We start from the raw sequence: 15,980 nt of genomic DNA, 5'->3' as shown, positions 1-15,980 counted from the left end.
GCATTTAGTCACCAAGGCAACACGCTGCCGCGTCATGATGGGATCAAACGTGAGCGATACAAAGCTAAAGCCAACGGCTAAAAAGCCCGCAACCCGTAAAGCCGCCCCGCACGCACCGGAGCTCACCAAGGACGATGTCTATCTATTTGGCATCGGCACGTGGGAGCGCAGCTGGGAAAAGATGGGCGCGCACCCCGACACGCAGAACCGTACGCGCGGCTGGCGCTTTTGCGTTTGGGCGCCCGATGTAAAGAGCGTGCATGTCATTGGCGAATTTAACGACTGGGATGAAGAAGCCAACCCGCTGGTGCCCGTGCATACGAGCGCTATTTGGGAAGGCTTTATTCCTGGCGCCGAGCAGGGCCAGCTCTATAAATACCTTATCGAGACCAACGAGGGTGAGAAGCTCTACAAGGCCGATCCGTATGCCTTTAAGGCCGAGTGCCCTCCGGGAACGGCGAGCGTGCTGTGGACCCTCGATGGCTACAAGTGGAACGACGCCGCATGGCTCAAGCACCGTGCCGGCCATAACCACATGTCACAGCCCCTTAACATCTACGAGGTGCATATTGGCTCGTGGAAGCGCCATGGCGACGCACCGCAGGGCGAGCCGGACGAGTACGGCAACTACCCCGGCCCCATGGATCCCTTCCCCGCGCAACGCGGCGAGTTCTACACTTACGACGACCTGTCGGTGGAGCTCGTGGACTACGTGCGCGACATGGGCTACACACATATCGAGGTCATGCCACTTATGGAACATCCCTTCGATGGCTCTTGGGGCTACCAGACGACCGGCTACTATGCCGCCACGTCGCGCTACGGCAACCCGCAGCAGCTCATGCACTTTATCGATGCATGCCACGAGGCAGGCATCGGCGTGATCATGGACTGGGTGCCCGGCGGTTTTTGCGCCGACTCCCACGGCCTTGCCACCTTTAACGGCCACATGCTGTTTGAGCACGAGATTCACCCCAACTGGGGCACGCACAAGTTCGACTTCGCCCGTGGCGAGGTCCGCTCCTTCTTGGTCTCCAACGTACTGTATTGGCTCGAGAACTTCCATGTTGACGGCATTCGCATGGATGGCGTATCCAGCATGCTGTACCTCAACTTTGGCATCGATGATCCCGGCCAAAAGAAGTTCAACAAGTACGGTACCGAGGAGGACCTGGACGCCAGCGCGTTTATCCGTCAGGTCAACTGCGCTGTGGAGGCGCACTTCCCCGACGTGATGATGATGGCCGAGGAGTCCACCGCGTGGCCGCTCGTGACCTACCCGCCGCAGGACGGCGGCCTGGGCTTCCACTACAAGTGGGACATGGGCTGGATGAACGACACCCTGCACTACATGCAGACCGATTTTCCGTGGCGCCCCGGCAACCACGGGCTGCTCACGTTCTCCATCATGTATGCCTTTACCGAGAACTTTATTTGCCCGCTGAGCCACGACGAGGTCGTCCACGGTAAATGCTCGCTGATCGGCCGTATGCCGGGCGACTGGTGGCGTCAGTTTGCCGGCCTGCGCACGCTCGCCTTCTACCAGATGACGCACCCCGGTGCCAAGCTCAACTTTATGGGCAACGAGATCGGCCAGTTTATTGAGTGGCGCTACTACGAGTCCATCCAGTGGTTCCTGACCGAGGAGTACGAGACCCACCGTCATCATCAGGCGTTTATCAAGGCGCTCAACCACCTGTACACCGCCGAGCCCGCCCTGTACGAGCGCGGCTACACCGACGACGGCTTTACCTGGATTGACGCGGACAACTCCAAGCAGTCCATCGTGAGCTTTGTGCGCCAGGGCGAGGACGTCGATGACGATCTGGTGATCCTGATCAACTTTGACCCGGCGAGCTACGAGAGCTTCCGTGTTGGCGTGCCGCGCGAGGGTGACTGGGAGGTCATCTTCGATTCCGACCGTCCCGAGTTTGGCGGCAGCGGCTATGCCGGCAAGGAGCCCTACACCTGCTCGAGCGAGCCCTATCCCTGGAACGGGCAGATGGACTCCATCGAGATTAAGGTGCCCGGCCTGGCAGGCGTAGTGCTTAAGCGCCGCGGCCCCAGCAGCTATAAGCCGCCCGTGGTCGAGGAGCCCAAGGCTGCGCCCAAAAAGCGCACGTCCTCGGTAAAGCCCAAGCCTGCGGCTGCTAAGAAGGCTCCGGCTAAGGCGAAGGCAACCAAGTCTGCCGCCAAGACCACGGCCAAGAAGGCAACCACCAAAAAGGCCGCTACCAAGGCCAAGTCTGCTTCTGTTAAGCCGTCTGCCAAGGATGCGTAACAAAACCGTTACAGCTGTAATTACCCGCCCCGACGAGGCGTAGGATACAAGTCATAACCGTTCCGGGAGAAACATCCCCGGGGGAAAGGAACGTATGAATAAGATCTTCGACAACAAGCAGGAGTTTACCGAGCTCTATCGCGATGCCGTCATGAGCATCAGCGGTAAGAGCGTCGAGGCCGCCAGCGACCTCGACCGCTTTAACGCCCTGGCCAAGCTCGTGGCCGAGAAGGCGCGCACCGTTGCCACCAAGAGTGACGCCCGCGTCACCGCCGAGGGCAAAAAGCGCGTGTACTACTTCTCGATCGAGTTTTTGATCGGCCGCCTGCTCGACAACTACCTGCTCAACTTTGGCGTGCGCGACATGGTCGCCGAGGCGCTCGACGACATGGGCTTTGACCTGTCCGTCATCGAGAACCAGGAGCCCGATCCGGCCCTGGGCAACGGTGGCCTGGGTCGTCTGGCCGCGTGCTTCCTGGATTCCATGGCAGCCGAGGGCATTGCCGGCTACGGCAACGGCATGCGCTACCGCTACGGCCTATTTAAGCAGGAGATCGTCAACGGCAGCCAGGTCGAGGCCACCGACGAGTGGCTCACCCACGGCTATCCTTGGGAAGTCCGTCGTCAGGACAAGGCCGTGACCATTAAGTTTGGCGGCCGCGTCGAGGGCTTTGAGGAGAACGGCCGCACGTTCTACCGCACGGTAGACACACAGGACATCCTGGCCGTCCCCTATGACATCCCCGTTGTGGGCTATGCCGGCGAGACCGTCAACAAGCTGCGCGTCTGGGCTGCCGAGCCGGTCGAGGAGCACTTCGATCTGGAGGCCTTCAACCGCGGCGACTACGCCCTGGCCGACGCCGAGCGCGCCGAGGCCGAGGCCATCAGCGCCATCCTCTACCCCAACGACGCCGGCGAGCACGGCCGTCTGCTGCGCCTGAAGCAGGAGTACCTGTTTGTCTCGGCCGGCATCTACAGCCTGCTCGACACCTTTGAGAAGGAGCACGGCGAGAACTGGGAGCTGCTGCCGCAGTTTGTGGCCATCCACACCAACGACACGCACCCCGCCATGTGCGGCCCCGAGCTCATGCGCATCCTCATCGACGAGAAGAAGCTCGAGTGGGACGACGCCTGGAACATCGTGACGCAGGTCGTGAGCTACACCAACCACACCATCCTGCCCGAGGCTCTGGAGAAGTGGCCCATCGGCACGTTCTCCAAGCTCCTCCCCCGCGTGTACCAGATCATCGACGAAATCAGCCGTCGTTGGCACGAGTCGTTCGACACCACGCAGGAGGGCTGGCAGGAGCGTCTGCGCCAGACCGCCATTCTGTGGGACGGCGAGATTCGCATGGCCAACCTGTCCGTGATCTGTAGCCATAGCGTCAACGGCGTGGCAAAGATCCACTCCGACATCATCAAGAACATCGTGCTCAAGGACTTCTATGCCCTGACGCCCGAGAAGTTCAACAACAAGACCAACGGCATCTCGCACCGTCGCTTCTTTGCCGAGGCCAACCCCACCTACGCCAAGCTCGTGACCGAGGCCATTGGCGACGGCTGGCTCAAGGACGCCTTTGAGCTGGAGAAGCTCAAGGAGTTCCAGAACGACACCGAGTTCCTAAAGGCCGTGGGCGCCTCTAAGCGCGCCAACAAGGAGCGCCTGGCCGCCTACGTTAAGGCCGAGACCGGTCTGGTCATTGACCCCAACACCGTCTTTGATGTTCAGGTTAAGCGCTTCCATGCCTACAAGCGCCAGCTCATGAACATCATGAAGGTGATGGATATCTACAACCGTCGCATCGCCAACCCCAACTTCCACGTGACGCCGACGACCTTCATCTTTAGCGGCAAGGCCGCCTCGAGCTACACCTTTGCCAAGGAGACTATCCGCCTGATCAACTCGGTGGCCGAGGTCATCAACAACGACCCGCGCGTCAACGAGGTCATGAAGGTCTGCTTTATCCCCAACTTCCGCGTGAGCAACGCCCAGCTCATCTACCCCGCCGCCGAGATCTCGGAGCAGATCTCCACGGCCGGCAAAGAGGCCTCGGGCACGTCCAACATGAAGCTCATGATGAACGGTGCCATTACGCTGGGTACCCTCGACGGCGCCAACATCGAGATCGCCGACCTGGCCGGCCGCGAGAACGAGACCATCTTTGGCCTGACCGCTCCCGAGGTCGAGCAGCTCTGGGCATCCAACAGCTACTTTGCGTGGGATACGCTCAACAACGATCGCGAGCGCCTGGGCCGTGTGATGGACGAGCTCAAGGACAACACCTTTGCGGGTCTTTCGGGCAACTTCGAGAGCATCTATAACGAGCTCATGAACAACAACGACCCCGACCTGGTCATGGCAGACTTCCGCAGCTACGTGGATGCATGGGAGAAGCTCACCGGCAGCTACGGCGACCAGGAGACCTGGAACCGCAAGGCGCTGCTCAACACCGCCTCGAGCGGCTGGTTCTCGTCCGACCGTACCATTCGCGAGTACCGCGACGAGATCTGGCACGCGTAAAGGCGCGCGAGCTCCCTTTGCCGCACGGCATTACTCGACGGGCGCGACCGAGCGCCGCGCCCGTCGCTAATGGGTTTAGGAACATCGATGACAGAAGGAGAAATCGATGAGTAAGAAAGAATGCATCGCGATGCTCCTCGCAGGAGGACAGGGTAGCCGATTGGGGGCACTCACCCAAAAGATCGCCAAGCCGGCGGTTAGCTTTGGTGGCAAGTTCCGCATTATCGACTTTTCGCTCTCCAACTGCTCCAACTCGGGCATCGACACGGTGGGCGTTCTGACGCAGTACCGTCCCTACCTACTGCATGCCTACGTGGGCTCTGGCGAGGCGTGGGATCTGGACAGCCGCGACGGCGGCGTGTCGATCCTGCCGCCGTACGAGACGCAGACCGGCGGCGCCTGGTATGCGGGCACGGCCGACGCCATTACGCAGAACCTGGACTACATCAAGGCCAACGACCCCAAGTACGTTCTAATTCTTTCGGGCGATCACCTGTATCGCATGGACTACCGTAAGATGCTCAAGACGCACATTGATAACAATGCCGACCTCACGGTGAGCGTTATGCCCGTGCCGTGGGAGGAGGCCAGCCGCTTTGGCATCCTGACCACCGACCCCGAGGACGGCCGCATCACCAAGTTTACCGAGAAGCCCGAGAAGCCCGATTCGAACCTCGCGTCCATGGGCATCTACATCTTCTCGGCCGACGTGCTGATCGAGGCGCTCGAGGAGGACGCTCTGGACCAGCGCTCGAGCCACGACTTTGGCAAGGACATCATCCCCAAGCTGCTCGGTGAGAACAAGCGCCTGTACAGCTACGAGTTCCACGGCTTTTGGAAGGACGTCGGCACCATCGCCAGCTTCCACGAGACCTCGATGGACCTGCTGGGCAACAACCCCGAGTTCGATCTGTTCGACAAGAACTTCCCCATCATGTCCAACATCACCACGCGTCCGCCGCACTACATTGGACCGGACGGCCGCCTGGACGACTGCCTGGTCTCCAACGGGTGCAAGATCTACGGCACCGCTCGCCACTCGATCCTTTCGACCGATGTCATCATCGAGGAGCGCGCCGTGGTCGAGGACTCCGTGCTGCTGCCGGGTGCGCACGTTAAGAGCGGCGCGCACATCTGCCGCGCTATTTTGGGCGAGAACTCCACGGTCGAAGAGGGCGTGAAGCTCGGCTCTGTCGATACCACCAAGGATACGGCCGTCGTTGGAAATGACGTCGTTATCGGGAAGGGGGAATGATCCGATGATCAATCGCAAGGCCATCGGTTACATCACCGCTAACTACTCTTCGACCTACGGCAGCGTCCTGCTCAAGGACCGCCCCATCGCGTCCGTTCCGTTTTTGGGCCGCTACCGCCTGATCGACTTCCCGCTGTCCAACATGATGAATGCCGGCATCAAGACCGTCGGCGTCGTCATGCCGGGTAACTACCGCTCGCTGATCGACCACGTGGGCTCGGGTAAGGACTGGGGCCTGGACCGCAAGAAGGGCGGCCTGTTCATGGTGCCCGGCAACGCGTATGGCACCACCAAGGGCGGCATGCGCTTCCTGCTGCGCGACATCATCTCCAACAAGACGCTGTTCCAGCGCTCAGAGAATCCCTATGTCGTGATGATGGGCACCAACATCATCTTTAACATGGACCTCAACACCATCATCGAGGCGCACGAGAACTCCGGCGCCCAAATGACCGTGGTGTACTGCAAGGCCACGCGCAATGTCGAGGACGAGACCAAACTCGAGATTAACGAGAACGGCCGCCTGACGGGCGTGAGCGCCGGCGTCGCGTACGGCGACAACGCCTCCATGGACTGCTGCATCGTCAACCGCGAGACGCTGCTCGAGATCATCGACCATTACCAGGCCGCCGACTATCTGGACCTGCTCGAGGCACTCCAGGGCGACTTTGGCAACATCGACGTGTGCAGCTACGAGTACAAGGGCGAGGTCGTGGGCGTGTTTAGCGAAAAGTCGCTGTATCGCCGTAGCATGGACCTGCTCGACCAGACCGTGGCCGACCAGCTCTTTGACCCCGAGCGCCCGATCCTGACTAAGGCTCACGACGTGCCGCCTTCGCGCTATGCGACCGGCAGCCACGCGTGCAACTCGATCATCTCGGCCGGCTGCATCATCAAGGGCACCGTGCGCAACTCGATCCTGTCGCGCGGCGTCGTGGTCGAGGAAGGTGCGTCGGTCACCAATTCGATCATCAACCAGAGCTGCATCATCAAGAGCGGCGCCCGCGTTGAGAACGCCATTCTGGACAAAAACAACGTGGTTCCCACCAACACCGAGCTTCGCGGCACGCCCGAGAACATCCTGGTGCTGGGCAAGGCTCCGTTAACTTCCGACACCACCATCGTACGTTAACGTTGGCACCGCAACATCGCTCGTAACATGTAGAATAGCCGCCCGGTTTGTGCCAGGCGGCTATTCTCGAATTGCAACATGGGAGACAATATGGCAGATTCCAGCAAAAAGATGCAGATCGTGTTTGCCTCGGCCGAGTGCGCACCGTTTGTGAAGACCGGTGGCCTGGGCGACGTGGCGGGCTCGCTGCCTGCGGCGCTCGTGCGCGCCGGCGCCGAGGTCATCGTCATGGTGCCCAAGTACGCCACCATCAAGGACGAGTACAAGGCGCAGATGGAGCACTTCTCCGACTTTTACGTGAGCCTGGGCTGGCGCAATGAGTACTGCGGGCTCGAGAAGCTCGAGCACGACGGCGTCACCTATATGTTCATCGATAACGAGCGCTACTTTGCGCGCGACTATCCGTACGGCTTCTTTGATGACGGCGAGCGCTTTGCATTCTTCTCCAAGGCCATCACCGAGAGTCTGCAGCACCTGCCGGCCGGTTTTGAGTGTGACATCCTGCACTGCAATGACTGGCAGACGGCACTGGCGCCCGTGTTCTTGCGCGAGTTCTACCAGGGCCTTCCGCTGTACGACCGCGTCAAGACCGTGTTCTCGATCCACAACGTGGCGTTCCAGGGCCAGTTTAGCGACACCGTGATGGAGGACATCCTGGGTGTGGCGCATATTCCCGCTGCCGCCTCGCAGCTGCGTTGCGACGCCTGCAGCGTCAACTATATGCTGGGCGCGCTTCGCTATGCCGACGCCATCACCACGGTGAGCCCCACCTATGCCAACGAGATCCAGACGCCCGAGTTTGGCGAGGGCCTGGACGGCGTGCTGCGCGAGCGCTCCTATGCGCTGCAGGGCATTTTGAACGGCATTGACGTGGCGGGCTTTGACCCGGCGACCGACAAGCGCATTGCCGCCAACTACACGGTTGATGACCGTTCCGGCAAGGCCGTGTGCAAGGCAAAGCTGCAGGAGGAACTGGGGCTCGAGGTGCGCGACGACCGCCCGCTCATGGTGATGGTCACGCGCTTGACGCGCCAGAAGGGCATGGACCTGGTTATGTACGCGCTCGACCGCATCCTGGCCGGCGGCGTTCAGGTGGCCGTGCTGGGCACCGGCGACCGCGACTACGAGGACGGCCTGCGCTACTTCCAGGACAAGTACCCCGGCACCATGGCCGCACGTATCGAGTTCGATCCGGCGCTGTCGCAGCGTATGTATGCCGCAGCCGACATGTTCCTGATGCCTTCGAAGTTTGAGCCCTGCGGCCTGTCGCAGATCATCGCCATGCGCTACGGCACCCTGCCGATTGTTCGCGAGACTGGCGGTCTGAAGGACACGGTGATTCCGTATAACGAGTTTACCGGCGAGGGCACGGGCTTCTCGTTTAGTAACTTTAACGGCGACGAGATGGGCGACGCCGTGTTCCGTGCGGCACGCCTGTTCTGGGATAACCGCGATGCCTGGAACCAGCTGGTCACGCAGGCCATGAGCCAGGACTTTAGCTGGACGCGCTCGGCCGACAAGTATCTGGACCTGTACTTCTTTATGCACCCGGAGATTGAGAGGCCGGCAGCTGTTGTCGACGAGTCTGAGGCTGTTGCTGAGCCGGTGGCCGCTGAGGAGCCCAAGGCCGAAGAGAAGCCGGTTGAGGCTGAGCCAGCAAAGGCCGAGCCTGAGGTGAAGGCTGAGGTTGCTCACAAGGCAGAGGTCGAGGTCAAGCCTGCTGTAAAGCCCGTAGCTAAGAAGACCGCGACCCGCAAGACGACGGCTAAGAAGACCACGACCACGAAGACCGCTGCGAGCAAGGCCACCGCTGCCAAGGCAACTACTGCCAAGGCAACGACCACGCGCAAGCGCACGACCGCCGCTGCCAAGAAGGCCGCCGAGGTCGAGGCCGCTCCTGAGGTAAAGGCCGAGGTCGCAGAGGTCAAGCCGTCCGCCAAGGCTCCGGCAAAGACCGCTGCCAAGAAGACGACCACGACCGCCAAGAAGGCAACAGCTGCCAAGAAGACCACGGCAACGAAGTCGACGGCCGCCAAGGCTACTGTGACAAAGGCCGCTCCGAAGGCTGCCGCAAAGCCCGCCGTCAAGGTCGAGGAGACAGCCGCCGAGCCCAAGGCCGAGGCAGCTGTCGAGGCCAAGCCGACCGCCAAGACCACCACGCGCAAGCGCGCAACGACGACGGCCAAGAAGTCCACGGCAAAGGCCGCAACTCCCAAGGCAGAGGCTAAGGCCGAGGCCAAGCCTGCAGTAAAGGCCAAGCCGGCACCAAAGGCCGCTGAGGTCAAGACCGCTCCGAAGGCTACGGCAAAGGCCGAGCCCGCCAAGAAGGCCCCGGTCTCCCCCGTCGTCGCGACCGAGGAAAAGGCTCCGACCAAGAAGACCTCCGTCCGCAAGGCAACGGCCACCCGCAAGCGTCGCTAGCCCACAGACGATCCAAAACCTCATCAAACCCTAAGCAAGGGGCGCTCCAACCGGGCGCCCCTTCTCTGTAGGTATTGGTAAAACGATTTTCTAGGACAACCGTTCGCCGATGGTAAACGGATGTTGTTTATACAGCCTGTGTACAAAAGATATACTTACAACTTGTGCGTAAAGCCATGGCCCGCAGGCCGTGATTCTATTGAACTGGACCGTATTATGAGATTGATTCACAACAGCCGTCTGCCGCAGTTTCGCACTCCGTTTGGCGCTGTGACCACAGGAACTACCCTTTCGCTCTCCGTGATTTTGGAGGATGCCGATCCCAACCAGGCAACGCTTACGTTGCGTACCTGGGTAGATGAGATCGGTGAGTCTCTGTATCCCATGACGCACGAGGGCGACGGCATATTTACCGTAGAGCTTGAGTGCACCGAGCCCTGTCTTATCTGGTACAGCTTTATCTGCAATATCGAGGGCCAGCCCGAGGTTCGCCTGGGCGCGCCGCAAGGCCGCACCGGTGGCGAGGGCGTAACTTACGGCTACGCCGAGGTTCCGTCCTTCCAGATTACCGTCTATAAGCACCGCGAAGTGCGTCCCGAGTGGTACGAGCGTGGCATGGTCTACCAGATCTTCCCCGATCGCTACGCCCGTGACGAAAACTGGCGCGAGCGCACGCTGGCCGAGGTCGAAAAACCGCGCAACGGAATCCAGCGCCGTATGGTCGAGGACTGGAACGAGCCGCCCGTGTACGAGCGCGCCGAAGACGGCTCCATCAAGACCTGGGACTTCTACGGCGGCTCGCTCAAGGGCATCCAGGAAGACCTGCCCCGCATCGCCGAGTTGGGATTTACAGCTATCTACCTCAACCCCATTTTTGAAGCCGCGAGTAACCACCGCTACGACACCGCCGATTACACCAAGATCGATCCGATTCTGGGCACCGAGCAGGACTTTACCGAACTGTGTCAGGCGGCCGAAAAGCTGGGCATTTCCATCATTCTCGACGGTGTGTTCAACCACACGGGCGACGATTCGATCTATTTCAACCGCTATGGCAACTACCCCGGCGTGGGCGCGTGGCAGAGCAAGGATTCGCCGTGGCGCGATGCGTTTTACTTCCATGAGGACGGTTCGTATGACTGCTGGTGGGGCGTGGGCAACATGCCTGCCATCAATGAGAGCTCCGAGCTGGTACGCGAGCGGCTCCTGGGCAAGGACGGCGTGATCCGTAAATGGCTACGTGCCGGCGCTCATGGCTGGCGCCTGGACGTCGCTGACGAGCTTTCGGACGATTTCCTGACCGAGATCAAGAAGGCAGTACTTGCCGAAAAGCCTGACGCACTGTTGCTCGGCGAAGTCTGGGAAGATGCCTCCAACAAGATCAGCTATGGTCATTTGCGCCGCTACCTGCAAGGCTCCGAGCTCGACTCGGCCATGGATTACCCCTTCCGCGACATAGTCATCGGCTTTTTGATGGGCTACAAAAACGCTTACCAAGCTGCTGAAGATATCGAGACCCTCCGCGAGAACTACCCGAGCGAGGCATTGTCCTGCGCGCTCAACCTGCTGTCGAGCCACGATCGCCCGCGTATCATCTCGGTGCTCGGCGGCGGCCCCGACGAGTCGCAGCTGCCCGAGTGTGAACGCAGCAAATGGCGCCTGGACGAGAACTCGATGGGCCTGGCCAAGAGCCGTTTTTGGCTCGCCACGCTCATGCAGATGTCTTTCCCCGGCGTGCCTTCGATCTACTACGGCGACGAATACGGCCTGGAGGGTCTAACCGATCCGGGCAACCGCCGCACCCTGCCGACCAAGGACCAACTGCACGACTTCGACACACTGGCTATTGTCAAAAACGCCTCCGCCGTACGCCGCGCACTGCCGTTTATGATCGACGGCGAGATCAAGGCCTTCGCGCTCAACGACGAGGTGCTGGCATACAACCGCACGGGAAAGGATGGCGAGTCCGCGACGGTTATCATCAACCGTAGTCTGCGCAATTCGCACCGCGTGACGATTCCGGCGCTCGACGAATGCGCGAGTGACGTGATCAGCGGTCACGAGTGCGAGAACCACAACGGCACGGTCACGCTCGATTTGTATCCGCTGGGCTCGTCGATCATCTATCACCATGCCGAGCAGCGCTTGCAGGAGCCGCTCGATCACGGCGCGGGCGTTGTGTGCCATATCACCTCGGTACCGACCGATGACGGCAAGCCCGGCACGATCGGCGCACCCACGCGTCGCTTTATCGACCATCTGTCCGCTATGGGCATGCGCTACTGGCAGGTCCTGCCTGTCAACCCAACGGACTTCTTCCGCTCCCCTTACGCCGGGCCTTCGGCCTTTGCGGGCAATATTGACCTGCTGCCCGAGAGCCAAGAGGAGCTGGCGGCCGACTTTGAGACTTGGAAGGCCCGTGGCGGCGAAGATGCCGATCCGCTCTACACCGCGTTTAAACATCGCAACGCCGATTGGCTCGAGAAATACTGCGTCTACATGGCCGTTAAGAAGTACTTTAAGGGCGAGTCGCGCCACGATTGGCCGACGGATGTCGCGCGCTACAACGAGCACCTGATTGACGACAAGCGTTTCCACGACGAGGCAGAGCTGCAGGCGTACATGCAGTACCGCTTTGACCTAGCCTGGTGCGAGCTCATGAACTACGCGCACAAGAAGGGCATCGAGGTCATCGGCGATATCCCGATGTATGTCTCGGACGATTCGGCCGACGCGTGGAGCGAGCCCGAGAACTTCTGGCTGTCCGATACCGGCAAGGCAATCGAGATCTCCGGTGCGCCACCCGACAACTTTGCACCCGAGGGTCAGGTGTGGGGCAACCCGACGTTCCGCTGGGACCACATGAAGCAGAACGGCTATAGCTGGTGGATGGATCGCCTGCGTCGCGCGTTCTCGCTCTACGACCGCGTGCGTCTGGATCACTTCCTGGGATTCCACAGCTACTTTAGCATTCCCGCCGGCAAGGCCTGCGCCGACGGCCGCTGGCTGGCGGGTCCGGGCAAGGACCTGTTCCAGACCGCCTATGACGAGCTGGGGCCGCTCAACTTTATCGCCGAGGACCTGGGCTACCTGACGCCCGGCGTTCGCGCCATGGCTTCGACTTGCGGCTTCCCCGGTATGGACGTACTGGAGTTTAGCGATTACGACGTTCGTTGCGGCGTGCACCCTACGCCCGGCAAGATCCTGTACACATCGACGCATGACACGTCGACGCTCGCGGGTTGGTGCACGCGCTCCTTTGCGGGCGGCGACGAGCCGAGCGGTGTTGAGGTGGCAGCCAAGCTGATGAGCGACGCGCTGACAAGCGACGCTCCCCTGGTGATGATGCCGCTGCAGGACGTGCTGGGGCTTGGCGACGACACGCGCATGAACGTACCGGGCGTGGCCACGGGCAACTGGACCTGGCAGGCTGACGAGGCCGACGTTGCGGCCGCTGAGGGCAAAACCGCACAGCTCCTGCGCAACACGCATAGATTCTGGGGCGAAGCGTGATAAAACGCCCGATATAGGGTACAGTTACAGACGTTTGAATTTATGCGGGCAGAGTGATCTGCCCGCTTTGTGCTGAAAAGGAAGTATTATGGCGCGCTACGATTACAAGTGCTCGAGCTGCGGCAACGTGTTTGAGGTTGAGCATCCCATGTCCGAGAGTCCCGAGGTCGTGTGCCCCAGCTGCGGCGCTCCGGCATCCAAGACGTTCTCGGCCAGCGGCATCAAGTTCGACGGCAGCGGTTTCTACAACACCGACCAGCGCAGCGGCGGCTCCAGCACCAGCGCCACCAGCGGCTGCTGCGCCAACTGCCCGCACAGCCACTAGAAACCAATCAGCCCCGCGCCAACACCAATCGCGGGGCTGATTCTTTAGCTGCCCAGGTTTCCTTATGAGTTGCGGTGAAATAAGGACTGTTTGGCGGGCAGAAGCCGCTATTCAATCCCTATTTCACCGCAACTTAGTCGTTACTTGTGGACCAGGCGGGCGCAGAAGTGGCCGTCGTAGGAGTCGGCGTTTACCGGCACGCTTTGGAAGAGGCCTCGATCATTCTGGCGTACGGATACGAGCTTCTTGGCCTGATCGAACTCGGGGAGTTGCAGAATCTGCGCCTCGGAGAGCGGCTCCAAGCTAAAGTCCGCACCCTCGGGCGACGCCAAGAACGCGTCCACAACCTGCGTGTTCTCCTCATCAAAGACCGAGCACGTCGCATAGATGAGCTCGCCGCCGGCAGCCACGCGCGCAGCGGCTTCCTTGAGCATCGTCAGCTGCAGCTTGGGTAGCTCAACCGTCACATCCTTTTCGGTCAGGCGCCACGGGATCTCGGGATGACGACGCATGGTTCCGGTGCCAGAGCACGGCGCATCGATAAAGACTGTGTCGAACTTAACCGGCTCGCCAAGCATGGCATCAAACGATGTGAGCACCTCATTAAGCTCGCAGGCATCACCCGAAACCGTACGAACGCCCTGAATACCGGCCTTATGCAGGCGAGCGAGATTAAGATCGCACTTGCGATCATGCAAATCGAGCGCCGTATGCTGACGCTCATAGCCCGTACGCTTGGCCTGGCACATCATCACATAGGTCTTGGTGCCACGACCGGCACCAATCTCAAGGCAGCTACCGGGGCGCGTGGCAGCTGTTGCGATAAGTTGCGCGTTGAGATCAGATGCCACCGCGGCAGCACGTTCAAACGCACCCGAAGCAACGGTAACCTGGGCATCAACCGGGGCATGGCAACCCGGGAACACGGGTGCCACAAGCTGCGAGATATACGGATCGGGCTTGGACGCAAAGGCGTTCTCATGTAGGGCCAGCGGCGCGGGGGCCAGATTGCCGGCAAAGTTAAGCGCACCCTCTGGCGTGTCAAACGACGCCATAATGCGAGCGCACAGCCAGCGAGGAAGACCCATCAGACGCGACAGACGAACCAAGCGTCGCTCAGACTCATCCACATCGGACGCAGTAGCAAAGTCCTCAACATTGTCTGAAACCTTATGGAGTACAGCATTGGCCAAGCCAGCGGCGGACTTAGCACCGCAGCGAACCAGCCCAACTCCCTGACTTACGGCAACGCGGCCAGGCGTATGCAGGTAGAGCATCTCGAAGGCCGAGATACGAAGCGCCATGCGAACACGCGGCGCAACCTTTTTAGGCTTATCGAGAAACTGATCGAGCAGTTCGTCCAAAATACCTTGCGTGGCGGCCACACCCAGCGCCAAGCGGGCAGCAAAAGCGGAATCGCGCTGGTCAATAGCCTTGGCCGATGCGCGAGAGGACAGCACGTCGCGCGCATACATGCCGCGGCGATCGGCCTCCATCAACACATCGAGCGCAAGCTTGCGCGCGGGAGACAGCTTGCTCATGACAAAACACCCCAGATAAGATCGGCACCCTGCAGGCCAGCAGCCCAAGCAGAAGCGGCCATAGCACGCTTGCCATCAGGCTTAACCTCGAGCAACTCAACCGAGCCATCGGAAAGGCCAAGGTAAACACGCTTAGCCTGAACGAGAACCTGACCCTCGCCAAGCGACACATCAGCCGCCGCAGCATCGAGCACACGCACGGTCTTGCCGGCAATCACGCAACGAGCAGGCGCGGTATCGGACGAGGCCAGCACATGACGCACGCAATCAAGCGCCGCCATGTGCGGATCCAAGCGCATCTCCTGCTTAGAAATCTTGGCAGCATGGGTAACGAGCGCCTCGTCCTGTTCGATCCACACGGCGGTGCCATCGGCAAGAGAAGGAAGCGTATCGGCAAGCAGTTTGCCGCCGAGCTCAGCGAGCTCCATAGTCAGCGCCTCGGCATGCTTACCGGCAACCGAGATCGAGGCCTGCGCACAATAGGCGCCGGTATCCACGCCATGCCCAATGCGCATAATAGAAACGCCAGCAATCTCATCACCAGCAAGAATGGCACGCTGAATAGGAGCAGCCCCACGCCAACGAGGCAGCAGCGAAGCATGAACATTCACAATACCAAGCGGCGACATATGCAGCACCTCATCGGGCAAAATGCAACCATAGGCTGCCACACAGAAAATATCAGCCTGGGCAGCCTGGAGCACCTCAACAACCTCAGGCGTCATACGATTAGCCTCAACAACCGGCAACCCCAGCTCAAGCGCCTTGGCCTTAATAGGAGACGGCTCCAACTTTTTACCACGCCCACGAACAGCATCGGGACGAGTAATAACAAGCGCAATCTCGTTCCCAGCCTCAACAAGCGAAGTCAGCGAAGGCACAGCAAAATCAGGCGTACCCATAAACACAATACGCATAAAGAACGTCTCCCCTCAAGCAAAGCCGAGACGGCTACAAACAACAGCGGAAAGCCAAGTACCCAGCCCATCCG

The 15,980-nt window shown here is 60.5% G+C and carries 9 protein-coding genes; 7 read left to right on the top strand and 2 right to left on the bottom strand.

Going from position 1 to position 15,980, the window contains the following annotated elements; translation table 11 throughout:
- Positions 1-34 precede the first annotated feature (34 nt).
- The 7 genes from glgB to DWW12_RS01470 all read left to right on the top strand — a co-directional run bounded on the left by glgB (position 35) and on the right by DWW12_RS01470 (position 13,448).
- Entirely contained in the window at positions 35-2,281 is a 2,247-nt protein-coding gene (glgB, locus tag DWW12_RS01500) for a 1,4-alpha-glucan branching protein GlgB (RefSeq protein WP_117854651.1), read from the top strand.
- 94 nt (positions 2,282-2,375) lie between these two features.
- Entirely contained in the window at positions 2,376-4,802 is a 2,427-nt protein-coding gene (locus DWW12_RS01495) for a glycogen/starch/alpha-glucan phosphorylase (RefSeq protein WP_117854649.1), read from the top strand.
- 106 nt (positions 4,803-4,908) lie between these two features.
- On the top strand, positions 4,909-6,057 hold the full coding sequence (locus tag DWW12_RS01490) for a glucose-1-phosphate adenylyltransferase (protein WP_117786272.1): 1,149 nt from the start codon (positions 4,909-4,911) through the stop codon (positions 6,055-6,057).
- 4 nt (positions 6,058-6,061) lie between these two features.
- Positions 6,062-7,189 (top strand): glucose-1-phosphate adenylyltransferase subunit GlgD, encoded by a 1,128-nt coding sequence (gene glgD, locus DWW12_RS01485; RefSeq protein ID WP_117790329.1) that lies wholly within the window; start codon positions 6,062-6,064, stop codon positions 7,187-7,189.
- Positions 7,190-7,279: 90 nt separating this feature from the next.
- The gene (glgA, locus tag DWW12_RS01480; RefSeq protein WP_199570620.1) at positions 7,280-9,610 is read left to right on the top strand and encodes a glycogen synthase GlgA; all 2,331 of its coding nucleotides are present in this window, start codon (positions 7,280-7,282) and stop codon (positions 9,608-9,610) included.
- A gap of 216 nt (positions 9,611-9,826) precedes the next feature.
- The gene (locus tag DWW12_RS01475) at positions 9,827-13,123 is read left to right on the top strand and encodes a 4-alpha-glucanotransferase (RefSeq protein WP_117854647.1); all 3,297 of its coding nucleotides are present in this window, start codon (positions 9,827-9,829) and stop codon (positions 13,121-13,123) included.
- 88 nt (positions 13,124-13,211) lie between these two features.
- Positions 13,212-13,448 (top strand): FmdB family zinc ribbon protein, encoded by a 237-nt coding sequence (locus DWW12_RS01470; protein WP_117790331.1) that lies wholly within the window; start codon positions 13,212-13,214, stop codon positions 13,446-13,448.
- 140 nt (positions 13,449-13,588) lie between these two features.
- Here DWW12_RS01470 and DWW12_RS01465 read toward each other — a convergent pair whose 3' ends face one another.
- Both DWW12_RS01465 and fmt read right to left on the bottom strand, forming a co-directional pair.
- Entirely contained in the window at positions 13,589-14,989 is a 1,401-nt protein-coding gene (locus DWW12_RS01465; RefSeq protein WP_117854645.1) for an RsmB/NOP family class I SAM-dependent RNA methyltransferase, read from the bottom strand.
- Complete coding sequence (gene fmt, locus DWW12_RS01460) at positions 14,986-15,906, bottom strand: methionyl-tRNA formyltransferase (RefSeq protein ID WP_117854644.1); 921 nt, start codon at positions 15,904-15,906, stop codon at positions 14,986-14,988. Before fmt ends, DWW12_RS01465 begins: the two co-directional genes overlap by 4 nt.
- Positions 15,907-15,980: the final 74 nt, after the last annotated feature.

The sequence above is a fragment of the Collinsella sp. AF14-35 genome, from assembly GCF_003464565.1.
In the GTDB taxonomy this organism is placed as follows: domain Bacteria; phylum Actinomycetota; class Coriobacteriia; order Coriobacteriales; family Coriobacteriaceae; genus Collinsella.
Note: the sequence above shows the minus strand (reverse complement) of the source record. Positions and strands in the feature narration are given on the sequence as shown.